The organism is Dorea sp. MB18-49, from assembly GCF_023669465.1.
In the GTDB taxonomy this organism is placed as follows: Bacteria; Bacillota; Clostridia; order Lachnospirales; family Lachnospiraceae; genus Dorea_A; species Dorea_A longicatena.
In genome coordinates this window covers 12,611-35,583 of record NZ_JAMOYX010000027.1, presented here as the reverse complement: position 1 = coordinate 35,583, position 22,973 = coordinate 12,611, and the positions used below count along the sequence as shown (strand labels likewise).

General features: G+C 41.5%; 37 protein-coding genes. 36 read left to right on the top strand and 1 reads right to left on the bottom strand.

What is annotated here, in order from left to right; genetic code table 11:
* The 31 genes from NCY30_RS09360 to NCY30_RS09210 all read left to right on the top strand — a co-directional run.
* Nucleotides 1–467 (top strand): DUF7666 domain-containing protein (locus NCY30_RS09360; protein WP_250818683.1); only part of this gene is annotated, 467 nt, incomplete at its 5' end.
* Nucleotides 448–2,613, top strand: coding sequence for a PcfJ domain-containing protein (locus NCY30_RS09355; protein ID WP_250818682.1), 2,166 nt, complete (start codon nt 448–450; stop codon nt 2,611–2,613). The genes NCY30_RS09360 and NCY30_RS09355, both read left to right, overlap by 20 nt.
* A gap of 1 nt (nt 2,614) precedes the next feature.
* Nucleotides 2,615–3,976: a hypothetical protein gene (locus NCY30_RS09350; RefSeq protein ID WP_250818681.1), complete on the top strand. Its 1,362-nt coding sequence runs from the start codon at nt 2,615–2,617 to the stop codon at nt 3,974–3,976.
* Complete coding sequence (locus NCY30_RS09345; RefSeq protein ID WP_250818680.1) at nt 3,964–4,323, top strand: hypothetical protein; 360 nt, start codon at nt 3,964–3,966, stop codon at nt 4,321–4,323. The genes NCY30_RS09350 and NCY30_RS09345 overlap by 13 nt, the downstream gene beginning before the upstream one ends.
* Nucleotides 4,324–4,494: 171 nt before the next feature.
* Nucleotides 4,495–5,001: a hypothetical protein gene (locus NCY30_RS09340; protein WP_250818679.1), complete on the top strand. Its 507-nt coding sequence runs from the start codon at nt 4,495–4,497 to the stop codon at nt 4,999–5,001.
* Nucleotides 4,994–5,161: a hypothetical protein gene (locus NCY30_RS09335; RefSeq protein ID WP_250818678.1), complete on the top strand. Its 168-nt coding sequence runs from the start codon at nt 4,994–4,996 to the stop codon at nt 5,159–5,161. The genes NCY30_RS09340 and NCY30_RS09335 overlap by 8 nt, the downstream gene beginning before the upstream one ends.
* Nucleotides 5,158–5,580 carry a hypothetical protein gene (locus NCY30_RS09330; protein WP_250818677.1) on the top strand — a complete coding sequence of 141 codons (423 nt, stop codon included), beginning with the start codon at nt 5,158–5,160 and terminating at the stop codon, nt 5,578–5,580. The genes NCY30_RS09335 and NCY30_RS09330 overlap by 4 nt, the downstream gene beginning before the upstream one ends.
* A gap of 32 nt (nt 5,581–5,612) precedes the next feature.
* Nucleotides 5,613–6,242: a DUF5052 family protein gene (locus NCY30_RS09325; RefSeq protein WP_250818676.1), complete on the top strand. Its 630-nt coding sequence runs from the start codon at nt 5,613–5,615 to the stop codon at nt 6,240–6,242.
* Between the two features lie 14 nt (nt 6,243–6,256).
* Nucleotides 6,257–6,460 (top strand): hypothetical protein, encoded by a 204-nt coding sequence (locus NCY30_RS09320; RefSeq protein WP_250818675.1) that lies wholly within the window; start codon nt 6,257–6,259, stop codon nt 6,458–6,460.
* Between the two features lie 5 nt (nt 6,461–6,465).
* Nucleotides 6,466–6,639, top strand: coding sequence for a hypothetical protein (locus NCY30_RS09315; RefSeq protein ID WP_250818674.1), 174 nt, complete (start codon nt 6,466–6,468; stop codon nt 6,637–6,639).
* A 101-nt stretch (nt 6,640–6,740) separates the two neighbouring features.
* Entirely contained in the window at nt 6,741–7,121 is a 381-nt protein-coding gene (locus tag NCY30_RS09310; protein WP_250818673.1) for a hypothetical protein, read from the top strand.
* Nucleotides 7,115–7,600: a hypothetical protein gene (locus tag NCY30_RS09305; protein WP_250818672.1), complete on the top strand. Its 486-nt coding sequence runs from the start codon at nt 7,115–7,117 to the stop codon at nt 7,598–7,600. Before NCY30_RS09310 ends, NCY30_RS09305 begins: the two co-directional genes overlap by 7 nt.
* A 99-nt stretch (nt 7,601–7,699) precedes the next feature.
* Complete coding sequence (locus NCY30_RS09300) at nt 7,700–8,041, top strand: HNH endonuclease (RefSeq protein ID WP_173784434.1); 342 nt, start codon at nt 7,700–7,702, stop codon at nt 8,039–8,041.
* A gap of 111 nt (nt 8,042–8,152) precedes the next feature.
* Nucleotides 8,153–9,400: a hypothetical protein gene (locus NCY30_RS09295; protein ID WP_250818671.1), complete on the top strand. Its 1,248-nt coding sequence runs from the start codon at nt 8,153–8,155 to the stop codon at nt 9,398–9,400.
* 3 nt (nt 9,401–9,403) lie between these two features.
* Entirely contained in the window at nt 9,404–10,552 is a 1,149-nt protein-coding gene (locus tag NCY30_RS09290) for a polymorphic toxin type 50 domain-containing protein (protein ID WP_250818670.1), read from the top strand.
* A gap of 5 nt (nt 10,553–10,557) precedes the next feature.
* Entirely contained in the window at nt 10,558–10,761 is a 204-nt protein-coding gene (locus NCY30_RS09285) for a hypothetical protein (RefSeq protein ID WP_250818669.1), read from the top strand.
* A 43-nt stretch (nt 10,762–10,804) separates the two neighbouring features.
* Nucleotides 10,805–12,199 carry a terminase large subunit gene (locus tag NCY30_RS09280; RefSeq protein ID WP_250818668.1) on the top strand — a complete coding sequence of 465 codons (1,395 nt, stop codon included), beginning with the start codon at nt 10,805–10,807 and terminating at the stop codon, nt 12,197–12,199.
* A gap of 71 nt (nt 12,200–12,270) precedes the next feature.
* Complete coding sequence (locus NCY30_RS09275) at nt 12,271–12,756, top strand: capsid assembly scaffolding protein Gp46 family protein (RefSeq protein ID WP_250818667.1); 486 nt, start codon at nt 12,271–12,273, stop codon at nt 12,754–12,756.
* Nucleotides 12,757–12,763: 7 nt separating this feature from the next.
* A complete protein-coding gene (locus NCY30_RS09270; protein WP_250818666.1) occupies nt 12,764–13,642 on the top strand; it encodes a phage major capsid protein in 879 nt (292 codons plus the stop codon).
* A 1-nt stretch (nt 13,643) separates the two neighbouring features.
* The gene (locus NCY30_RS09265) at nt 13,644–13,805 is read left to right on the top strand and encodes a hypothetical protein (RefSeq protein WP_250818665.1); all 162 of its coding nucleotides are present in this window, start codon (nt 13,644–13,646) and stop codon (nt 13,803–13,805) included.
* The gene (locus NCY30_RS09260) at nt 13,805–14,227 is read left to right on the top strand and encodes a phage Gp19/Gp15/Gp42 family protein (RefSeq protein WP_250818664.1); all 423 of its coding nucleotides are present in this window, start codon (nt 13,805–13,807) and stop codon (nt 14,225–14,227) included. The genes NCY30_RS09265 and NCY30_RS09260 overlap by 1 nt, the downstream gene beginning before the upstream one ends.
* Nucleotides 14,187–14,528: a hypothetical protein gene (locus NCY30_RS09255; protein ID WP_250818663.1), complete on the top strand. Its 342-nt coding sequence runs from the start codon at nt 14,187–14,189 to the stop codon at nt 14,526–14,528. The genes NCY30_RS09260 and NCY30_RS09255 overlap by 41 nt, the downstream gene beginning before the upstream one ends.
* Complete coding sequence (locus tag NCY30_RS09250; protein WP_173784424.1) at nt 14,521–14,742, top strand: hypothetical protein; 222 nt, start codon at nt 14,521–14,523, stop codon at nt 14,740–14,742. The genes NCY30_RS09255 and NCY30_RS09250 overlap by 8 nt, the downstream gene beginning before the upstream one ends.
* On the top strand, nt 14,723–15,058 hold the full coding sequence (locus NCY30_RS09245; protein ID WP_250818662.1) for a hypothetical protein: 336 nt from the start codon (nt 14,723–14,725) through the stop codon (nt 15,056–15,058). Before NCY30_RS09250 ends, NCY30_RS09245 begins: the two co-directional genes overlap by 20 nt.
* Before the next feature lie 10 nt (nt 15,059–15,068).
* Nucleotides 15,069–15,620, top strand: a complete 552-nt coding sequence (locus tag NCY30_RS09240; RefSeq protein WP_250818661.1) for a phage tail tube protein — start codon at nt 15,069–15,071, stop codon at nt 15,618–15,620.
* Nucleotide 15,621: 1 nt separating this feature from the next.
* Nucleotides 15,622–15,912 (top strand): hypothetical protein, encoded by a 291-nt coding sequence (locus tag NCY30_RS09235; RefSeq protein ID WP_250818660.1) that lies wholly within the window; start codon nt 15,622–15,624, stop codon nt 15,910–15,912.
* Between the two features lie 11 nt (nt 15,913–15,923).
* The gene (locus NCY30_RS09230) at nt 15,924–16,295 is read left to right on the top strand and encodes a DUF5361 domain-containing protein (protein ID WP_250818659.1); all 372 of its coding nucleotides are present in this window, start codon (nt 15,924–15,926) and stop codon (nt 16,293–16,295) included.
* Nucleotides 16,295–18,328 (top strand): phage tail protein, encoded by a 2,034-nt coding sequence (locus tag NCY30_RS09225; protein WP_250818658.1) that lies wholly within the window; start codon nt 16,295–16,297, stop codon nt 18,326–18,328. The genes NCY30_RS09230 and NCY30_RS09225 overlap by 1 nt, the downstream gene beginning before the upstream one ends.
* Nucleotides 18,325–19,218, top strand: a complete 894-nt coding sequence (locus tag NCY30_RS09220) for a hypothetical protein (protein WP_250818657.1) — start codon at nt 18,325–18,327, stop codon at nt 19,216–19,218. Before NCY30_RS09225 ends, NCY30_RS09220 begins: the two co-directional genes overlap by 4 nt.
* Nucleotides 19,155–20,162, top strand: a complete 1,008-nt coding sequence (locus NCY30_RS09215) for a siphovirus ReqiPepy6 Gp37-like family protein (RefSeq protein ID WP_250818656.1) — start codon at nt 19,155–19,157, stop codon at nt 20,160–20,162. Before NCY30_RS09220 ends, NCY30_RS09215 begins: the two co-directional genes overlap by 64 nt.
* Nucleotides 20,162–20,986, top strand: a complete 825-nt coding sequence (locus NCY30_RS09210; protein ID WP_250818655.1) for a hypothetical protein — start codon at nt 20,162–20,164, stop codon at nt 20,984–20,986. The genes NCY30_RS09215 and NCY30_RS09210 overlap by 1 nt, the downstream gene beginning before the upstream one ends.
* Before the next feature lie 3 nt (nt 20,987–20,989).
* On the opposite strand, the gene NCY30_RS09205 is transcribed toward NCY30_RS09210, so the two are convergent.
* Nucleotides 20,990–21,349 carry a hypothetical protein gene (locus NCY30_RS09205; RefSeq protein WP_250818654.1) on the bottom strand — a complete coding sequence of 120 codons (360 nt, stop codon included), beginning with the start codon at nt 21,347–21,349 and terminating at the stop codon, nt 20,990–20,992.
* Nucleotides 21,350–21,418: 69 nt separating this feature from the next.
* Between NCY30_RS09205 and NCY30_RS09200 the strand changes: the two genes are divergently transcribed.
* From NCY30_RS09200 to NCY30_RS09185, 5 genes are all read left to right on the top strand, one after another.
* Nucleotides 21,419–21,790: a hypothetical protein gene (locus NCY30_RS09200; RefSeq protein WP_195465035.1), complete on the top strand. Its 372-nt coding sequence runs from the start codon at nt 21,419–21,421 to the stop codon at nt 21,788–21,790.
* 56 nt (nt 21,791–21,846) lie between these two features.
* Nucleotides 21,847–21,981, top strand: a complete 135-nt coding sequence (locus NCY30_RS15100; RefSeq protein WP_284709562.1) for a CD1375 family protein — start codon at nt 21,847–21,849, stop codon at nt 21,979–21,981.
* A gap of 15 nt (nt 21,982–21,996) precedes the next feature.
* Complete coding sequence (locus NCY30_RS09195) at nt 21,997–22,323, top strand: hypothetical protein (RefSeq protein ID WP_250818653.1); 327 nt, start codon at nt 21,997–21,999, stop codon at nt 22,321–22,323.
* A 109-nt stretch (nt 22,324–22,432) separates the two neighbouring features.
* Nucleotides 22,433–22,729 (top strand): hypothetical protein, encoded by a 297-nt coding sequence (locus NCY30_RS09190; protein ID WP_250818652.1) that lies wholly within the window; start codon nt 22,433–22,435, stop codon nt 22,727–22,729.
* A gap of 2 nt (nt 22,730–22,731) precedes the next feature.
* Nucleotides 22,732–22,965 carry a holin gene (locus NCY30_RS09185; protein ID WP_250818651.1) on the top strand — a complete coding sequence of 78 codons (234 nt, stop codon included), beginning with the start codon at nt 22,732–22,734 and terminating at the stop codon, nt 22,963–22,965.
* Nucleotides 22,966–22,973: the final 8 nt, after the last annotated feature.

Here is a 22,973-nt window from a genome sequence, read left to right as displayed (position 1 = left end):
AATATCTCCCAGACTGCATGATGTGGTACGGGCTGAACGATAAAAGCCGGTTCTTCTTGTGCGAATCAGGAGGAAGTATCGATGAAGAGGACGGCTGCTCCATGGTAGTATCCACGGAATTGACGCTAATCAAAGAACTGGATCTGCTGGATATCGCCGGCCACACCATGATGTACATGGTCGAGCACCCGCAAAGAAAATGGATCAGTACGGTGGGTGGAGTGATGATCACGAACGATGCTGCATATACAAAAACCGGTACACTGCTTGCAATAGCGAGAGGAGAAAGACCAATCGTATACGGGATTGAGGGAACGGCAGTCGGATGGATCCTTGAGAGTGAAGGAAACATTATAGCGGCCAAAGTTGGCGTAGTAGGGCAGAGCGGAATCAAACCGGGAGTAAAATATACGATCACAGCCAACCGGGAACTCGTGGAGGTGCAAGATGAAACGGAAAGCAATTGAGAAGATAGAACCAGCAAAGACCAGGAAAAAAGGGCATATCGCGACAGTCCAGACATTAGACGATATTGCAATCATTAATGTATTCAATGACAAGGTTCTGGCAGTGAGATACTGCATCAACTGCAAAACAGGAGAACACGAATATTGGACCGAAAAGAATGGCTGGAAGAAAGGAAAACTCATAACAGCAATAGAAGGAAACTGGTACGAATGGGTATGGATGAAACATGCCTATAAGTACCCAAAGATTGATACCGAGGAAGACAGGAAGAGATTATTAGATATCACTGCAGACAAATATTGCACAAATGATGTATGGAGCCGCATAGATCACATGGAATACAGTTACGATTACGACATCCGGCAGACTGCAGAACATAACAGAAGAGCGAAGATAAATAATTTCATGAACAAAGCACCGGTACTTCCTAAAGACGTAGATCAATGGTTTTTCGAACTGGCAGCAGGCAGGGACTACATGATTAAGAAAAAGAAGACGGAAAGCTTTGGATGTACAGCATGCGGAGGAAGATTCAGCAGATCGCGATTGACGCCAATAGACCCACTAAAAAAGAGAGTAAGCCATGATTGTAGTGTGAAATGCCCGTTATGCGGAAAAATTGTACAGGTAAAAACAAGAACAGATCATATCACAGCCCCCCCTGAGAGCTTATATAAACTTGATAAGATCGACGAAACGGCAAGTGTATTAAGAATTTTCCGTGTAGATATCGGATGGGAATATGCAAGACACTGGGTAACAATTGATGAAGAGATCCGGATTGTGATATATAAGCAGGAGCTTTTTAAGAGCAATAGGTATAATTACAAGATTTTTTACAATATCCCATGGGAAGGATGGCACAAAAGCAACAATCTGAACTACCGGGCAAGAGACGGCTATATGTACCCTGGGGATTACAGTGAAGTACTGAAAAACACAGTGTACAAGGATGCCATCAGGATCATAGAATTCCTGGCAGCAGCCGGTTGGAAATTAAACTACAACCGTCTGCTATCCGGAGTATATCAGGTAAAAGGTTACGCAGAAAAGATAGAATATCTGGCCAAAGGACGGTTCCGGAATCTTTTAAGAGAAACTGTTGCATGCACGGAATATCCGGGATGGAACATGGCATACTACGGACCATTAGACATAAGGGCAAAGAACATAAACAAAATGTTCTACATCAACGATCGGCAAAAAATCAACCGGATCCGTGACGAAAACGGTGGAAATGAAATGGTTCGCTGGATGCAATATTCAGACGAAACAGGAGAAAAGATACCGACAGAAACTCTGAGATGGCTGCTGAGATGCGGACTTGGGCCGGAGAATATTAGATATCATGCCGGAAAGTATCTGAGCACTACACAGCTGATGAATTACATCCGCCGGCAGCAGAAAGAACAGTATCCGGGATTCACAGAAGAAGCCGTTCTGGAACAATACAACGACTATCTGAGTATGTGCAAAGCATGCAACAAGAATATGAAGGACGAGCTTACATATCGACCGAGAGAGCTGAAAAGACGACATGATGAAATCGTGATCGATAAACAACAGATGGATATTCTGAAAGAAATGATGGCAAGCCAGGCAGAAAGAGAACAATATGCTCAGGAAATGCGGGAGAAATACCCGACAGCAGAGCAGACCTTACACGAGATTAAAGATCGATATGAGTACGAAAACGAAGAGTACAAGATCATCGTACCGGAATCACTAGTAGATATCGTAAAAGAAGGACGCGCCCTGCATCATTGCGCCGGCAGCAGTGAACGGTATTTTGATCGAATTGAAACAAGAGAAACCTATATCTGCTTCTTGAGAAGAAAAGAACAGGAAGGCGTGCCGTTCTACACGATTGAGGTAGAACCATCCGGAACGATCAGACAGCACAGGAGTTACATGGACGAAGAACCAGGTATCGAACAGATCAGAGATTTCCTGAAGGAATGGCAGAGGGTTCTAAAGAAACGATTGACAAAAGCAGATAGGGAGCTGGCTAAGATCAGCAAAGAAAAGCGGAATGCAAACATTGAAGACCTGAAAGCAAAGAATAATACAAGAGTCCTGCAGGGACTGGCAGAAGACTTCATGGATGCAGAAGAGATCGAAGAATTATTAGAAAAGGCGGTATAAGATGGACGAGCTTATAAATTATAACGGGTATGAAGAGTTCAAACAGGCAGTCAACAGAGTATTAAACAGAACGGTAGAGGACTTTGTCCTCACCGGCTATCTGCTGAAACAGGCGAGAGACACAGATATTCTGAAAGATTCTGGATATAACGATGTAAATGAATTTGCCTGGGGCGAATACAAACTGGATGCCTCACAGGTATCAAGGTATATAAGAGTCAACGATAAATTCTCAGAAGGTGGCTATTCTCCAAAGCTTCAGGAGCAGTACCAGGGGTTCGGCTATGCGAAACTAGCACTGATGCTGACGCTTCCGGAAGAAGTAGTGGAAGAACTAACACCAGCATACAGCAAAACAGAGATTCAGGCAGTAAAAGAGGAAATCGAAGAGGAAGAGAAAATCACGGATATCGAAGTAATCCTGGAAGGACAGAAGGAAGAACAGAAAGACCTCGGCAACCTGGAGAAAGCATTGCACCAGATATTCCGTGATGAACCGGAATTATATAAAACCATGCACGAAACAGTACGGACAACCTGCGGAACAAAATATCTGCAGGAAGTACTTGCACCGGACGGAGATAAGATTTACAGCACCCGAATCCAAGGAATTGGCCGAATCATGCTCTATATGCACGAATCCAAAGACATTACATTACATATGGTCCGGTCGGGAGATAAAGAGTTCTATTCATGGGACGATGCATTAAGCTACTGCACAATGATCACAGACAGTGAAGATGCGGAAAAGACCTGGGAAGAGATGTATGGAGAATCGTTCCCGAAAAAAGAAGAAATTGCACCGGTGCAACCGAAAAAGAGAAAAGAATCAAAGGTGGTAAAAGCGAAACGGAACAACGCGAAACCAGAACGATCGGGAACAAAACCAGCCGATTCACAAACAAACCAGCCAGATGCACCGACAAATAAAGAGGAAAACAATGAAGAAAAAGAAGAAAACGGTACACCTCGATCCGTTTCAATACCTGCAATGGAGAAAGAATCGAAAAAGACAGAAGAAGCTACGGAAGTAAAAACTGAGATTCCACAGGAAAAACATGATGAAACACAGATCCCGGGACAAACAGAATTGACGAAAGATTTCCCAGAGTATTGCCCACCAGATATGAATATTTCAGAAGAGCAACCGGAAGAAGTAAAAGGAGCATATGCCACCAGAAGAATATATATATCATCTGTCGATGCCGATACAGCAGCAGAATACATGGGAAAAGCCATGGAAAAGACAATTCGTAATATGCCGGGAGTAAGTTTCGGAGTCTTGACGAAGGAATTATTTTGGAAAGAATTCTTCGAAACCGAGGTTGATCGAAATGGAGCTGAGATCGAATGTGTGAATTAATGTTCCCGAAACCAACCAGGAAGAAAAAAAGAAAGCACCATCCAGCTCCGATCGTAGACACCGTAAAAGGCGAATGCTTCCTGTGCCGACTGGAAGGCATCCGCCGGCAGCAGTACACAGAAGAGCACCATGTATTCTACGGGGGAGGATTAAGACAGGTAAGCGAAGAGAATGGCTTCAAAGCCTACCTGTGTCCGGCTCATCACAAAGACGGACCGAGGGCAGTACATAACTGTAGAGAGACTAGGGAACTGCTATGCAGGATCTTTCAAGCCAAATACGAAGAAACTCATACACGGGAAGAGTTCGAAAGATTAATAGGACGGAACTATCTGGAAAGGAGCTGATATTTTGAAATTGCGATTCAATGTCTGGAAAGATTGGTATAAAAGGTGTTTGAACGGAAGGGCATACAAGATTATGGTGCTTTTAGGGTTGCGACACAGTCCTACATTTGAACGAAATCTAAGAATGGCCAGCTGTGGAAAGATTATTATACAAGGAGTTGAGGAAGAGGAATGATAGTTACAGATATTCTATTCAAAGCAAAATGTAAAGATAAAGACACGTGGGTAGAAGGATTCTATTTCAACATGCCGGACAAAACTCGCCACTATGAAGAAAGTTGGAGAAAAGATATTATACCGGTTGGATCATACATCGCAAGTCCGTCACCAGATGGCCTTGAGATACATGAGGTAGATCCAATTACGGTATGTATCTGGACGGGAATGGAAGATTGGAAAGGCAGGAAAATATGGGAACACGACATTATCGTGCCTGCAAAGAATCCAGAAGAAAAGATGGAAGTTGTATTTGGAAAGTTCAATCTTGTCACTAGCTCACTTTTCTGCCCGGTAGTTGAAGAAGTCACAGCCTGGCATTGTGTACCATATCCATTAGGAGCTACAGGAGAGAGACGTTGCAAATGCCCTAGAATACTAAAAGAATGCGATATAAAGATTTACAAGTATGAAGTAATCAAAAATGTATTTGACGATGAAAGGCGGGAAGAAAGTGAATAAGCAAGAATATGATCAGATAATAAAAACGGCGGCCGATTTGGAGCGTGGAGCAGAAGCGGAATGCAAAAAGGAAATTGAAAAGAGGCAGAAATATAAAGAGGGATACATGAAGGGGATAGAGGATCTCTTGGATAGTATCGAAGGAAAGGTTAAGGAATGATAAAAGGAAAAAGCAAAATGGAATTTGGAACAGGCGATATCCGAATGACGGCAGCATTGAGCGGTGGCATAGGAGCGTTGTGCTATATCACGCAGAAGCCACATGTAATAGGCGAAAGAGTTCCGGTTGAGGACAGCTGGAATGTGGATCAGGCAGAAGTTGTTATGACATTTACGAAAACAGAAAGCATAGATGTACTTATAGAGGAATTACAGGACGTAAAAGCGATGATGGACGGAAGTTACCCATTTGAGAAAACAAGAATCCGAGACGAAGAATTGAACTTTAATGCATTTATGCAGGCACAGGAGGATGATATAAATGGACTTCGTGAAAAGATTAGAACACTGGGTTATGAAATCCCGGAAGAAGGAATGCAGAAGTTGTTGCATATTCTGCGAATGGCGGGATATGTGTAAATGGGATGACAGAGAAGAGGAGGAATAACAAAATGAAAAGACGAAAGATAACAGGATTAATAGCATGCATAGTATTAATAGTGTGTCTGACAGGATGCGCAGAACTTGATTCAGCATTAAATGATCTGCAGGGGAATCTGACGGGGAATACATATACAATCAATACCTATGATAATTACGGAAATAAGATAATGACGACACAGGGAGAAAAGATCAATATCGAAGGGAATGCAGTAAAATCAACATCATATGATAGTGACGGATCTGTAATAACCGGATATGAGTTATCATCGGTGATCACAATCAACATTGATGGCAAAGAGATACAAAGCTGTGGAGATACCTGCATATTTGAGCAAAATGGATTAAATGCCGAGGTGAATTTTACGCAAGAAGATATCCAAAGCCAGTCGAGCGGAGCGATAACAGACAATACAATCATAGCCGGAATCGTTAATAAATATAAAAACTCTTTTGGAAAATCAAGGGTAGTAGTAATCAAGTCGCAATTAGGACAACCGATCACAGCATATTCAGGAGATAAGGTATATTGGAAAATTCCACAAGATCTTCCAAAGATGACCAAATTAATGATAGACGGCAAGGCATTATATATTCACAGAGCCAACTTCCAGATAATAGACAAGGAATTATTGAAGTAAGAAAGAGGCGGGAAATGACAAGAAAAGATATTCTTAAAAAATACGGATTCAGCTGGATGAGCAACGTCAACCTGAAGGAAGAGCTTTCGGAACAGGCGGCAGCAGAATTTGAAGATCTGATAAGAACCTTAAGTGACCATAACCGTGGACCGGAGCCACCAAAAGAAGGCTGGCAGAAACAGATGTACAACCAATTTATGAAAGAAACAGACAGGTGACAAAAATGGAGAAGATAACAGCATTCGTAATCACAGTTGCAACTATAATGCTGCTCTTCCCGTTATGCTATGCGTGGGGGAGAGAAATTATGGAATTACCAATCTGGGAGAAAGCTGTGGACGCATTAGAGAAAACAAAAGATCTGCTTAATAGGCTGATCGGGAACAGCGATAAATAAAATAGCTTGCACTTGCCGGTAATTGTATCACGACAGCAACCGGTTGATATAGATTCCCTCCGGCAAAAGCCGGATGGCAGCAGTCGGAGGAGAAAGGAGTATTGTTGAAGGAAATAAGCGAAGAACAGGAAAAAATCATTAAAAAGATGGTGCTTGACAAAAAAACTAACAAAGCTATAGCGGAAGCTACAGGATTAAAGTACTGGGAAGTGCGGGATTATATTCAATATATAGGACTGGCCGGAATCAGAGAAGAGATGCTCGGAAGAAAGCCGGGAAGACGAAAGAAAGACGGCTACAACAAAGGAAAGGCAGGTCCAAATGCGGACAGACACCTGTGTAAGACTTGTGTATACCGTGGAAGACATGATCAGGTCGGGAACTGTAGCTATATTGAAATAGAGGGACATAGTAGGGGGATGCCGGCAGCAGAATGCACGGTGTACAAAAAAGGCAGAAAACGAAGGCAGGCATTGTGGTAAGGGCTAAAGAAAGAGTATGGGGAAAGGAGCAGATATTATTGGAACAGATGACAAAGGAAAGACTACTGTCATACAGGAGCAATAAGGCAGAAATACTGGAACTTGACTATGCAATTAACAATAGATGGAAATCAGATACGATGATCGGGAATGATGTCATATTCGATTACAGCAAGGGATATCCGATGCCACAGAGTGTGACGGGTTTTGATTCTGAAAAGTATGAGCGGCTACAAATTCGTGACATGGAGAGAAAAGAAAGACTGAAGAAAGAATGCGAGGAGATAGAACGTTTTGTGGATGATATAAAAGACAGCATAACTCACCGGATTTTCAGGATCTATTTTATTGACGGAAGGAAAAATGTAACATTGCGAGAAGTTGGAAAGCGAGTACATATGGGAAGAAGTGGAGTTGGAAAAAGAATTGAAAACTTTTTAAAAGTGTCCCGTAATTCCCATGATTCTCATTTACAATAATACTTGAGCCAAAGGCGGAAAGCCGTCGGCTCGATTATAGGTTCAACGAAGACATCCGACATATCGGATGTCTTTTCTTATAAAGGAAACGTGAAATACATGAAAAGAAATAGACCAGATAAAGATGGGACTCATCGTGGAGCGTTTGAAAAGAATAAGAAGAAAATATATGCAACACAGACCGTGTGTGGAATATGTGGGAAACCAGTAGACTTTTCTTTAAAGTATCCGCATCCGCTATCACCTTGCATTGATCATATAATCCCGATTGCTAAGGGCGGTCATCCGAGCGATATAGACAATATGCAATTGGCGCACTGGACATGCAATAGACAGAAGAGCGACAAGTTGATAGATAACAGTGTGACAAAGCAAGATGAAATATTGGGGAACCGTGTACTGCCACATACATTCAATTGGAGTGATTATAGACCTAAATAATTTTGATGGACAGGGGGCATACCTCCCCCACAGTGGGCGCGCGCGGACTTCACACCGTCACTGCGAAAAAAAACACACGCCGGAAAAAAATAGCGTAGAAAGGAGAAATAAATGGCAGAGTACAGAGGAATAGAGTACCTGAGAAAAAAGCTGAATCGAAAGCGAAACCGAGTCTTAAGACGGTATAAATTCTATGAGATGAAAAATATAGCACGGGACATGGGGATCGCTACGCCGCCCAGCCTACAATGGTTGCAGGCTGTACTTGGCTGGAATGCAAAAGCTGTAGATTCGATTGCGGATAGGCTTGAATTCAGAGGATTCCGTGACGATAATTTTGACATGACTGGGATATTTAGGATGAACAATCCAGATATTCTGTACGATTCTGCGACGTTGTCGGCATTGATTTCTTCCTGCTGTTTCATATATATATCGAAGGGAGAAGATGATTTCCCGAGATTGCAGGTAATTGATGGGGCGAATGCAACTGGCATTATTAATCCAATTACGAATCTTCTTACGGAAGGCTATGCGGTTCTGGAACGTGACGATTGCGGAAAAGCGACTGTAGAGGCTTATTTTGTGGAAGGGTGGACGGTAATATACAGAAATGGAATTCCGAATCAACTTTTTGAAGAGAATGTGCCAGCACCATTATTAGTGCCAATTATATTCCGGCCAGATGCCAAGAGAGCATTTGGACATTCTAGAATCAGCCGGGCATGTATGTCAATCACAGAATCGGCCATGAGAACCTTGAAGCGGTCTGAGATTACAGCCGAGTTCTACTCATTTCCGCAAAAATATGTAGTTGGTCTGGATCCAGATGCGGAACAGATGGATAAGTGGAAAGCTACCGTATCAAGCCTCCTGCAATTTGATAAGGACGAGGACGGAGGTTCGCCAACCTTGGGACAGTTCCAGCAGCAGTCTATGGCACCACATCTAGATCAGCTTAAAATGTTTGCTGCATTGTTTGCTGGAGAGACCGGGCTGACATTAGATGATCTAGGATTTGCAACGGAGAATCCGGCTAGCCAGGAAGCAATCAAGGCATCACACGAGAATCTGAGACTGACAGCAAGGAAAGCACAGCGAGCATTTGGCAGTGGATTTCTGAATGTTGGCTATCTGGCTGCGTGCCTACGTGATGATTATCAATATTACCGGAACCAGGTATATATGACTACACCAATCTGGGAGCCAGTGTTTGAACCAGATGCAGCAATGCTGTCCAATATTGGGGATGGAGCAATTAAGATTAACCAGGCAGTGCCAGGATATTTCAATGCAGATAACTTAAGAGATTTAACTGGAATTAACATGAGCAATCTGCCAGTAACTCCGGAGGTGTAGACTATGGAGGACATCACACCAGGACTTTTGGAGAAGATACAGAAACAATTCTATCATGATATTGAAAAGAGCAGCATCATTAAAAACTTCAAGAAACAGGCACAGAGAGGTAAGACTTCATACAGCCAAGCGAACGAGGTGGCACAAGAGATTGGGAAAATCTTAGCGCAATCATATTCGGACAATTTATCATCTGATATATTGCCGGATGGAAAGATGTATTATAACATTGCTTCCAGAGTATTGGACCCGACGTTGAGGGGAGCTTATGAGATGGTGGCAGATAATGCAGCTATTGTACAGCAGATCGTGAACGAAGCAGCAGGCATTGGAATTAAAACAATAAGAGCACAAATCCAACAGGATAATATAGACGGTATTGTAAATCGGATTTCAAGTGAAGAATATTTCGACGATGTGAAATGGATTCTCGATGCACCTGTACGGAATTTGGTTCAGAAAGCAATGGACGATACTGTTCAGAAAAATGCAGATTTTCATGCAAAAGCTGGATTGAGACCAAAGATTATACGGAGATCATCTGGACATTGCTGTGAATGGTGTAATCAGGTAGCCGGAACATATGTATATCCAGATGTTCCTAAAGATGTGTTTCGGAGACATGATAATTGTGATTGCATTGTTGAGTATTATCCGGGAGACGGTAAAAAGCAAAATGTATGGACAAAAGAATGGAAATACGAAAAAGAATCTGATAAAATAGAAGAAAGAAAACTGCAGGGATTAAGTCCGGAATCAGATGCGATTATACGAAATATACGGGAAAAGATAATTCCGGAACAAAATCGTGAAAAAATTGCATCACGACAGGAAATACATCGACAAGGGACAAAGATGTATGAAGCCAGAAAAAAGAGTCTGGAAGCAAAAGGACAATTTGGACCTTCTTACATTACGGTATCGAACGAAGAAATTCAATCGCTAGTAAAGAAATTTTCAGGGACAGGAATTATTAAATATAATAGTCAAGGTAATTGGGATTCAAAAGAAATCATAACGACAAATGATAAAATCATAGGAGTAGTTGTTGATAATCGAAACGGAAATAGTGCAGAGACATCTGTGTTTAAGATTCACTACGCTAAAGATGGAATGCATATAGTTCCAGATTATCCAAGTAAAAAGAGGTGAGAGTTATGACATACGAGGAAATAAAAGGCTTCATAGGTAAACAAGTCATCGTAAGAGATGTCGGAGGAAAAAGTTTTAAAGGTATTATAACTAATACGGAGAGTGAGTATGATACATCATCTGGAAAAGAAGAAATAGAATTAGATGCCGGAAAAGTATTTTATGGAATTCCACTAGATGAGGTAAAAAATATAATAGAAATCAATTAAGCTGCCAGATTATTCTGGTGGCTTATATTTTTGAGGAGGCTACATGGGAGAAATAAGGAAGGGGCGGCAGACCCCGACGCAATCTGTCGTGCTGCCTTATTCTTCAACATATGGAGCTGAAGCAATAGACATTTACAATTCGACAGGAAGAACTGCACAGGAGTGGCAGGAGCTTCTGCTGTCAGACATTTTGGCCGTAAACGAAGAGGGGTTATGGGTACATACCAAATTCGGGTATTCAGTCCCAAGGCGTAATGGAAAGAATGAAATTGTTGCAATAAGAGAGATGTATGGATTAAAGAAAGGCGAAAGAATCCTACATACAGCACATAGAACCACAACTACACACAGCGCATGGGAACGACTTTCGAATTTGCTAAAGAAAGCAAATATCGAGGTCGTTTCTTCGTATAAGGCATTTGGAAAAGAACATTTGGAAGTTGCTGGCGGTGGAATTATCGAATTCCGAACCAGAACATCAAAAGGTGGTCTGGGAGAAGGATTTGATTTACTGATTATCGATGAGGCACAAGAGTACCAAGATGATCAGGAGAGCGCATTAAAATATGTCGTAACAGATAGTAAGAATCCACAGACAATATTTTGCGGAACACCACCAACTCCAGTCAGCTCCGGAACGGTTTTCACAAAATTCCGTAAGGCAACCTTGGAAGGACAAACGGTTAACTCCGGGTGGGCAGAATGGTCAGTGCCGGAGCAGACAGATATAAGAGATATAGACGCCTGGTATGAGACAAATCCATCTCTAGGAACAGTATTCACGGAAAGATCTGTAACTGATGAGATCGGTTCAGATACGATTGATTTTAATATCCAGCGATTAGGATTATGGATTCGCTATAATCAGAAATCAGCTATCAGCGCAACAGAATGGAATGAACTAAAAGCTGATGACCCACCGGAGCTTACAGGAGATCTTTTTGTGGGAATCAAATACAGCAAAGATGGGAATGTGGCAATGGGAGTTGCATCTAAAACAAACGATGGAAAGATATTTCTTGAATGTATTGATTGCCGTGAGGTACGTGCAGGAGATACATGGATATTAGCATATTTGAAAGAATGGAAAGCAAGGAAGGTGATTATTGATGGTGCATCAGGGCAGCAGTTAATGGAAAATGAAATGAAAGATTATGGTATAAAGAATTCACACCTACCCACTGTGAAGGAAATCATTGCAGCAAATGCATCATTCGAACAGGGATTATATCAGAGGAATATAGTTCATTCTGGTCAGCCGTCACTGGTACAGGTAGTAAGTAACTGTGAAAAACGGTCGATTGGGACCAATGGAGGTTTTGGCTACAAGGCAATGAAAGAGGAAATGGAAGTTGCATTGCTTGACAGTATAATTCTTGCATACTGGGCGTGCAGTGAGACAAAAACCAAGAAAAGAAAACAAAGAATTAGTTGTTAAAAGACACTTGAACAGGGTGTCTTTTTGCATATTACGCAACCCAGCGGTTAATGGAGAAAGGAGCAACAAAAATGGCAGAATTTACACCAATTACAACACAGGAGCAGCTTGATAAAGTAATCGGAGAGCGCATTGCGGGAGTGAAAGCAAAATATGAAGGCTTTGATGATTACAAGAAAAAAGCAGAAGATTATGATGATCTAAAAGCAAAATCCGATGGTTTTGAACAGCAGATTGCAGCGTTGAACAAGGAAATTAACGGTGATGGAGAAAAGAACCTCGGATACAAGAAACAGCTTGAAGAGGCGCAGGGCAAGATCAAGGGATACGAGACCAGTTCTCTCAAGATGAGAGTTGCACATGAAAATGGAATCCCATATGAACTTGCAGGTAGATTAAGCGGATCTGATGAAGAGGAAATTAAGAAAGATGCCGAGACAATGGCAAAATTCTTGAGAAAAAAAGATGTTCCTCCACTTGCAGGAGGAGATCCGCAAAAAATTGATGACAAAAAGACAGCAATGAAAGGCATGCTGGCTAGTTTGAAAGGAGAATAAAAAAATTATGGCAACATCAAAAGGAACAATGTTTGACCCTACACTGGTTAAAGATCTTATTACAAAAGTAAAAGGGAAATCAGCACTGGCTGCATTATGTGGTCAGACACCGATTCCATTCAATGGATTGAAAGAAATGATTTTTTCTATGGACAATGAAATTGATATTGTCGCAGAGAATGGAAAGAAAACCGAAGGCGGTACTACTATCGCACCAGTTAAAATTGTACCGGTTAAGTTTGAATATGGTACAAGAATCTCTGATGAATTTATGATTGCTACAGAAGAAGAGCAGTTGGATATTTTAACAGCGTTTAATGATGGATTTGCGAAGAAAGTAGCGAAGGGACTTGACCTTGCAGCTATGCATGGTATTAACCCAAGAACAGGAACAGCATCTTCCGTAATTGGAGACAATCATTTTGATGCGAAAGTTACGCAAACTGTAGATTATGCGTCAGCAACACCGGATGCGAATCTGGAAGATGCGATTGCGGTAGTAGATGGTTCTGAAGGAGATGTAACAGGACTCGCGCTTTCGAAGACATTCGGATCAGCGATGGCAAAAGTCAAAGCGAATGGAATCAAGCAGTATCCGGAATTTGCATTTGGAGCATCACCTGCAACATTTAACGGAATCCCGACAAGCGTCAACAAAACTGTATCTGGCGGAACAACGAAAGACCACGGTATTATTGGAGACTTCCAGGGAGCGGTTAAATGGGGATATTCAAAGGAAATTCCTATGGAAATTATTCAGTATGGTGATCCGGACAACTCGGGAAAAGACTTAAAAGGATATGGTCAGATCTATATCCGTGCAGAAGTATATCTGGGATGGGGAATCCTGGTGCCAGAATGGTTTGCAAGAATTAAGGAGGTATAGTATGAAGTATAAAAATACAAAAACGGGCGCAATTATCGAAACGAGTACAAGAGTTTCTGGTGAAAACTGGGAACCTGAGATTGATGAAGAGCCTGAGAAGAAAAAAACGCCATCTAAAAACCAGGGGGCTGGAAAAGATAAATCACAAGAGGGTACAGAATAATGGAGCCATTTGCTACGTTAGAAGATATATCTATTCTGTGGCGAGAACTTAAGGAATCCGAGTATAGCAAGGCAGAGCAGCTTCTGACAGTTGTCTCGGATTCTCTGAGATATGAAGCTAACAAAGTCGGAAAAGATTTGGATAAAATGATTGAACAGAATGAGACGTTGCGGAATGTTGCGAAATCTGTGACTGTTGACGTGGTAGCGCGTACACTTATGACATCGACAGACACGGAGCCAATGACACAGATGTCTCAATCAGCTCTGGGCTATTCTGTGACAGGAACATATCTGATTCCTGGAGGCGGTTTATTCATTAAGAAATCCGAGTTATCCAGACTAGGTCTTAGAAGACAGAGAGTTGGGGTGATGGATATTTATGGCATCGATGATCAAGGGAATTCCAGTAACACTGTATGAGAAGACAGTAATTGGAAAAGATGAATTTGACCATCCGTTATACCGAGAGACACCAGTGACAATTGAGAATGTGCTTGTAGCTCCGGCATCGACCACGGAGATTCTGGACACATTAAATCTGACCGGAAAGAAAGCGGTATACAATATTGCAATTCCGAAAGGAGACAATCACACTTGGCAGGATTGCCGGGTGGATTTCTTCGGAATGTCTTGGCAGGTGATTGGGTTCCCGCAACAAGGCATTGAAGAGAATATCCCGTTAGAATGGAATCAAAAATGGCAGGTGGCATTATATGGGTAAGACGAAGATTGTTTTGAACCGTGCTGGTGTTAGAGAGTTAATGCAGTCCCCGGAAATGCAGGCAATCCTTGCGGAACATGCGAATAAGATAGCCAGTGCATCAGATACAGAAGCATATGTAGCACAGACGCGAGCGGTTGTAAAGGTATGCGGAGATGACGGTAATAACGGATTATTGAAGGCGGTTGGAAAGCATGGTGGAAAAAATCGTTAAGGATTATCTACAGTCCAGTCTTGGAATACCGGTTAGGCTGGAAGAAGAGGATGATCTTGGAAATGAATATGTATTGATTGAAAAGACTGGATCTAGCACAGGAAACCATATTGCATCAGCAACTCTGGCTGTCCAGTCTTATTCTACGTCCCTGTACGGGGCGGCATCGCTCAACGAGCGGGTAAAAGAAGCAATGGAAGAAATAATCGAATTGGACGATATCAGTAGATGTGAGCTTAATACGGATTATAACTACACTGATACAGCAAGGAAAAAATATCGGTATCAGGCAGTATATGATATCGTCCATTATTAGGAGGGATAAGATGAACACAGAACATGTAAGTGCAGGAAAGCCCAAAATTGGTGGAGCAATCTATCGAGCACCATTAGGAACCGAACTTCCAACCGATGCAAAAACGGAACTGAATGCAGCATTTAAGGAACTGGGGTACTGTTCAGAAGATGGAATCACGAATTCTAATAGCCCTGAGACGGATAACGTGAAGGCGTGGGGCGGCGACACTGTTCTAGATTTGCAAACAAGCAAAGAAGACAGTTTTAAATATAAGTTACTCGAAATCACAAATATCGAAGTTTTAAAGGCTGTATATGGAGACGAAAATGTAACTGGAACATTAGAAGAAGGGATCACAGTAAAAGCTAATAATAGCGAGGCGGAAGCGTGCGCCTGGGTAGTCGACATGATTTTGAAGAAAGCGCTAAAACGAATTGTGATTCCATCGGCAGCAGTTACAGAGGTAGCAGATATTGTCTATAAAGACAGCGAAGCTATTGGATATGAGACAACACTCAAGGCTACACCAGATTCAAGCGGACAGACTCACTATGAGTATATCGTAAAGAAAGGGAAGTAAGATGAATACAGAAAAAAATGAAGTGGCAGCAATTACAGGAACAACAGAAAGTGGGTTTCGGTACACTTTACCGCCAGATGCTCTAGACGATTATGAATTATTGGAAAACCTGTGCGACATTGATAATGGAGATGCCTCTAAGATTACAGGGACTGCCAGACAACTCCTTGGAGATGCACAAATAGAAGCACTTAAGGACCACGTAAGAAAGGAAAATGGAAGAGTTCCAGCTTCAAAAATGATTGAAGAAATTATCCAAATATTCAAAGGATCTCAAGTAAAAAACTCTTAGCCCTCGCCCACATGATCAACGTAGATGAAGAGGCGTTGATTTGTGATTTTGCAGAAACATATCGCATTTATGACTATAAGTCCCTTCCGTTACGGACGGTGGGGACTTTTGCGTGTGGGTTGAGGCCTGATTCAAGAATCGGAATGAGAATATCTGATTCAAAACTTACAACAGACCAAACACTATTGGCGCTGGTTGCTGATAATACGAGGGCAATTGCATGGCTGAATAGTTCAGACGGCGTAAAAGGAATTAATCGTCCAAAATCATTGGTAGAGGCGCTGATGGGAGAAAAGAAAACTACAGAAAGCGTAATCGAAACGTTTGATACAGGACAAGATTTTGACGATGAGTGGAGACGACTGACAGGAGGTGAGAAGTAGTGGCTACAGAACTTGCAAAAGCATATGTGCAGATTATTCCGTCTGCACAGGGAATCGGTGGAAAAATTCAACAGGCAATAGACCCAGAGGCGGAACCGGCGGGGGCTTCATTTGGAAGTAAATTAGTCGGAAAGTTAAAAGGGATTATTGCTACCGCAGCAATTGGAAAAGCGCTAGGATCAGCAATCAGTGAGGGAGCAAATCTTGAGCAAAGCCTTGGTGGAATTGAGACACTATTTAAGGATAGTGCTGATAAGGTCAAGGCAAATGCTGCAAATGCTTACAGAACAGCTGGAATGAGTGCTAATGATTACATGGAATTAACCACAAGCTTCTCAGCAAGCCTCCTGTCCAGCCTTAGTAATGATACATCTAAAGCGGCTGACGTAGCCGATATGGCAATGACTGATATGTCTGATAATGCCAATAAATTGGGAACCAACATGGAAGATATCAAGAATGCCTATCAAGGTTTTGCAAAACAAAATTATACCATGTTGGACAACTTGAAATTAGGCTATGGTGGTACTAAGACAGAGATGGAGCGCCTGCTTGCTGATGCTCAAAAAATTACGGGTGTAAAGTACGACATCAACAATTTGTCGGATGTATATTCGGCTATTCATGTAATTCAAGGGCAGTTGGATATTAGCGGAACAACAGCTAAGGAAGCGGCAACAACCATATCCGGTTCTTTCGCCTCTATGAAAGCAGCTGCTAAAAATGTTATGGGGGAGATTGCCCTTGGTATGGATGTCGGACCAGCACTGCAGGCGTTGGGAGAAACTACGATTACATTTTTTGTTGGAAATCTCTTGCCGGCTGTAGGAAATGTATTATCTGCCTTGCCGGACGTGATAGCTGGAATCACCAGTATTATAACAAGAAGCATGTATATGGCATCAAATAATATGGGCGCGATAGTAAAGCAAGGCGGTCAAATTGTTTTGGGATTAGCTGCAGCAATTCTGGAACAGGCACCATTTTTAATAGAAGAAGTGCTGTATCTGGTTGCGTCAATTGCACAGACACTGATCAATATGGATTGGAGTGCGGTAGGACAACAGATAATAAGCGAATTATCATGGAGTATTAATAGTGCGGCGCTGCAAATACTTGGAATAGAGGGGAATGGGCTTGTGACATATCTGTCGGATGCGATTTCAAATCAACTTCCGCAGCTGTTGAACAAAGGAGTAGAAATCGTTACTAATCTTGCAAATGGAATATTACAGAATCTTCCGGTAATTATAACGATGGCTGGAACAATAATAGCAAGCTTTACAGGTGCTATATTGCCGGCATTGCCGATGCTATTAGAATCCGGTGGACAATTGATTATGAATCTTGCGAGCGGAATCATAAAGAATTTACCACAAATTGCGATAGCAGCAGCACAGGCAATTGCTAAAATTACAGCTACGATCGGACAAAATCTGCCACAGATATTACAGTCTGGCCTTGAGATTATCGGGAAGCTGGCAGCAGGATTAGTCAGAGGAATACCGACTTTAATAGGACAAATTCCTCAAATTATTTCTGGAATTCGAAGCGCGTTTTCAAATGTTGATTGGGGGACTATTGGTCACAATATTATCCAGGGAATTGCGAATGGACTTAGAAATGCAGGACATATGTTGTGGGAAGCTGTCAAGGGATTGCTTGGAAGTTTTAAGGATAATGTACTGTCGTTCTTCGGAATCCATTCTCCTTCTCGTTGGGGTATATATGTCGGAGAGATGATTGACACTGGATTTGCAAAAGGAATTATAGGAGAGCTTCCTTCCATTACTTCTGCAGTTTCCAAATTACAGGATATTGCTACAAGCCCGTTCTCAAACGCGAATTTGAATTATGATTTACAGGGGGCAAACAGCTCTAGAACATCAGGAAATGAGACGTCAAGCCGACTTGATACTTTAATTGCATTATTAAGAGCGATTATTGCAATCATAGATGGAAAACCAAGCGGAGATGTAAGCGAACGAGAGCTGATTCGAGCATTAAGAGATATGGGGGTTGTATTCGAATGATAGAAATCAAATATGTGTGCTCTAATGGGAAAGAATACAATCTTGTGGGTAACCGGATGAGACCAACGTCCGGTTATTTCCATGAATATGAATGGAAACCAATGACCACGGATCAGGAAATTGGAGCAGATGTATACGGGTTTGAAAAAGAACCAAAAACATATCAAATCACATTAACATTCCGTGGACCACTGGAAGTACGCAAAGCCAAGATGGATGAGTTGACAAACTGCTTTGAGTATGACGTTGTAAATCTTACTCCAGGGCGTATATGGTTTGGAAACTATTATATTGATTGTTATATTAAGGATATGTCCAGCAAAGTGTCATCTACCCGGAACTGCTGGACAGACATGGAACTCGGTATCTACTGTCCATATCCTATGTGGGCAGAGGAAGAATCTAAGAGCTTCTATCCGGATAGCGCAGACAAGGGGGAAATTTATAACTTCTTAGATTACCCATATGATTATCAATATGACTATTCAAAACCATTATCCGGAACAGAGCATTGGTATGTAGATCATTACAGAAGTAGCAATTTTCAGATGACTATCTATGGCCCGTGTGCGAATCCAAGAATCATAATTGCCGGACAGGTCTATCAAGTGTATGACACGCTTGAAGCACATGAATACATTGTTGTTGATTCACATAAGAAAATAATTATAAAAAGACTTGCTAATGGTACGGAACAGAACATTTTTTATAAGAAAGCAACAGGCAATTCTATATTCACGGAAATTCCGTCAGGAGACATCTTGATAAATTGGAGTGGAGAGTTTGGCTTCGACATTGTGGTGTACAAAGAAAGGAGCGTACCGGAATGGATCTCATCAAAACAGATCAATACGGAAGGCAGATCGGCTATGTCCAGGGTGCAAATATAGATTTCGAAGTCGGAGCTGATGAAGCCGACAGTATTAATGATTTTGAGATTGAGCTTAAGCGTTGGAATTGGGATGGGTCTATTAGATATGGAACTAGAGTATTTTCATCGAATACTGAGTATGGCGGAATTGTCCGAGAAATCAGCACCGATACAAGTACCAATGTAATCCGCGCAAAAGGAGATACCTGGCGTGGAATGATGACTAAAAAAATTATACAGCCATTAAGTGGCCAGGATTACGCAACAGCATCTGGGGAACTTAATTCAATTATAAAATCCAAGGTTGAAGCTGAGTTCCCTGGACTCTTTTATGGCGTTACTGCAGATACGGGTGTTGTAGTGAACAATTATCAATATGACCGATATTGTACCTTGCATACTGGACTGGTTAAGATGTTGAAATCAGTAGGATATCGACTGGATATCAGATACCAAGAAGGTGATGTTGGTATGGCCGGATATGTGAAAGTGAGCGCTGTTCCAATCAACGATCTGTCATCAGAATATGAGCTGACCAATGATAATAACATGAATTTCACAACTGACGATAACCGGCGCGGAATCAACCATCTGATTTGCCTTGGAAAAGGAGATTTAAAGGACAGGTTGGTTATACATCTATACACTGATCAGAACGGTGCAATTTCGCAGACTCAGCAATATTTTAAGGGAGCAGAGGAAATTGTGGCTATATATGATAGCAGCGGATCAGAAAGAGATGACCTGATTAAGAATGGAATTAAGGAACTGGAAAGCAAGAAGTCAAGTATGTCTTACAACATGACCATGACTAAGTTGGAGGGAAATATCGATTTAGGAGATATTGTTGGAGGAAAAGATTATCTAACCGGAATTAGCATGAAGAAACCGATTGGCCGAAAGATATGGACAATATCCTCCGGAAAAGAAAAAGTAGTGTATAAACTGGAAGGAGAGACATAATGGAAATAATTACAGGATATACAGGAAAGCCCCATGTAACATCAGAACAGGATAGAGATGTAAATATTGGAGTTGTGGGAGAAGGATCTTATGTACTGCGGACTGGAATGCAGTTGGCAGCAGAGGTATCTTCCAACAATGAAATAAAAATCAGAGACGGCGTGTTGATGCATCAAGGGTGCACAGCATCAATCAAGAAAAATACATATGACTCTCTTACTATCACCAATGGTAGTCAGGGAATGAAACGTGTTGATTTGATTGTTGCAAGATACGAAAAGAATCAAGACAATGGAATAGAAAGTCTTGACTTGAAAGTTATACAGGGAACACCGGCGGAATCAAACCCGGCAGCACCACAATATACAGAGGGGGATATTCAGGCCGGTGATTATGTGGCAGATATGCCAATGTACCAAGTTATTATTGAGGGACTTAATATTACAGAAGTAAAAAAGATGTTTAAAGTCATTGGATCAAATAAGGATTTGTCCAATAAAGTTGCTGAATTAAATAAAAATATAACATCCGTAAAATCAGTCAATAAGAATATAACTAAAATGATAGGCGGATCAAAAATTGTAACAGCAAAAGCTAGCACATCTGTACAGGTGTTTACCAATTCTGAGATAAATGCAGCGCTTGGCGTAAACGATTCTAATAATGAAAACACGATAGTATCAATGGCTAACGGAGATGCTTCTGTTCAACCAGCACACGTAGGCAGTTCCTACTCAAAAGGCGCATGGAACGCAGTATTTGATCGGAATGCTTATGCTGGCAGCTTTAGAATAAATTATGTAATATTCTATTTCGGAAAATAAGGATTATAATTCTGCGACAATGAAGCCAAGTTTGTGATAACGTCCAATATATGCAGTAGCTGCATTCGCTTGTGCTGACAGTCTTAGCTCAATCGTGTTTTCGCCCTCCGGAAGAGTTATAATGTTGCTGTCAAATACCGGCACATAGCTTGTGGATGATGTTATTCCGGAACAACTTTCTTTACCATTTACATAGACGCTCAGCCTTGCTGTCAAAGTTGTTACCTTCATAGCACCAAAGCACATTAGGATACATTTTCTGCCATGCCCTGTCGCCTTGATTCTATTAAGTGTCAGCGATGTTTTTGTGCTTTTTTCGTTATCCAGATAAGCGCTATATGCGTAGGCATACTTACCAGTCATTTTTTTGCTAATCTCGGCAAGTTGGTTGGACAAATCCTTATTTTACACAGAAAGGAGATATACATAATTATGAAAATTACATTCAATGATGCAACAGAGTTGACCATCCAGTCAGCGAGCACCCGGCCGGACGGGAGCCTGCTGATCAAAACAATATCAGAAACTGAAGAGAATCTGAAGACAATCTTTCAAGATGGCATGAAGACCAAGAAGATGATCATCAAGGAAAGAGAATCAACCATTGAAACTTATGAAAACTTTTCGCAGTTGGAGGCAATCGTGAAATATACAGCCGGCATTTTAGGGGTAGTGCTCTATAAGTCCGGCGAGACGCCAGAAGACAAACTGGAGGCTCTTAAGAAAGAAAATGCAGATCTGAAAGAGAGCATGGATATGCTCCAGGGCTGTATTCTGGAAATGTCAGAGTTGGTATATCAGTAATGGTAACTTTATTAACAAATTTATTCATATTATTACAACATTCAGGAGGTAAAGAAATGATGGCAATGTTATGGGCACAGCAGATTATGTTAGGAAAGAAGACTTATGATCAGGTACCAAGATTATTGAAAGATAAGGTAAAAGAAATCTTGGAAGATTCCGGAATGGGAGAGCTTGCAAACGATAAATAGTGAGGCGGTGATTATATGATAAGAGGAACTACACCGATACTTGAGTTTGCTCTGCCGTTTGAAGTAGATCTGATTGCAGAGGCGTATGTTACGATATCACAAAATCAATCAGTGGTGATTGATAAGAGTTTGTCGGAGCTTACGTGTGCAGGAAAAACACTGACTGTTAAGTTATCGCAAGAGGACACATTAAAACTGCATGAATTCATCATGGAAGGTATGGATGGGGCAAAAGTAAGAGTCAGAGCCTATGGTGAAGATGATACATTCAGTGTATGGTCAGAAAAGAAGGAAGTTTCAGGTGTTGATTTCAGTAAATATTTTTACTACTTAATTCACTAATTCAAAATGAAAACCGTACGCACATTTCATTGAGGTGATTTTATGACCTACATCCGAGCAAGACCCTAGAGGTCTTATTTTTATACCATGAAACAAAGAGAGGACACACATGATTAAGTTTTTATCAGAAAATTGGGCGCTCCTGTCGTTTGTAGTATCAGCCATTGCATACATATATTATCAAGTGATTGCTATGCGAAAAGGAATACGCGCACTGCTCAGAGCGGATTTGATACGACTGTACAACAAGTATCACGACGATTATGGATATTGCCCGTTGTATGTCAAGCAGTCACTGGAAGATGAATATAAACAATATCACACATTAAAAGGGAATGGTGTAGGCACGCAGATATATCATGCGCTTATGGAATTGCCTACAGAGCCACCGGAAAGAGAGGAATAATTATGTTTAAAAATTGCGTATTTAAAGTATCGGTAGATACCAAAAAATGGATGAAGAAAGCAGGAATCAGAGCAGTCAAAACTGTAGCACAGACTGCAGTAGCAACGATCGGCACAGCAACAGCACTTGGGCAGGTAGATGCGAAGCTTGTGTTATCGGCATCGATTCTGTCAGGAATCCTGTCATTATTAACCAGCATTGCTGGATTACCGGAATGTAACGCAGAGGGCGAATAATCGTCCTC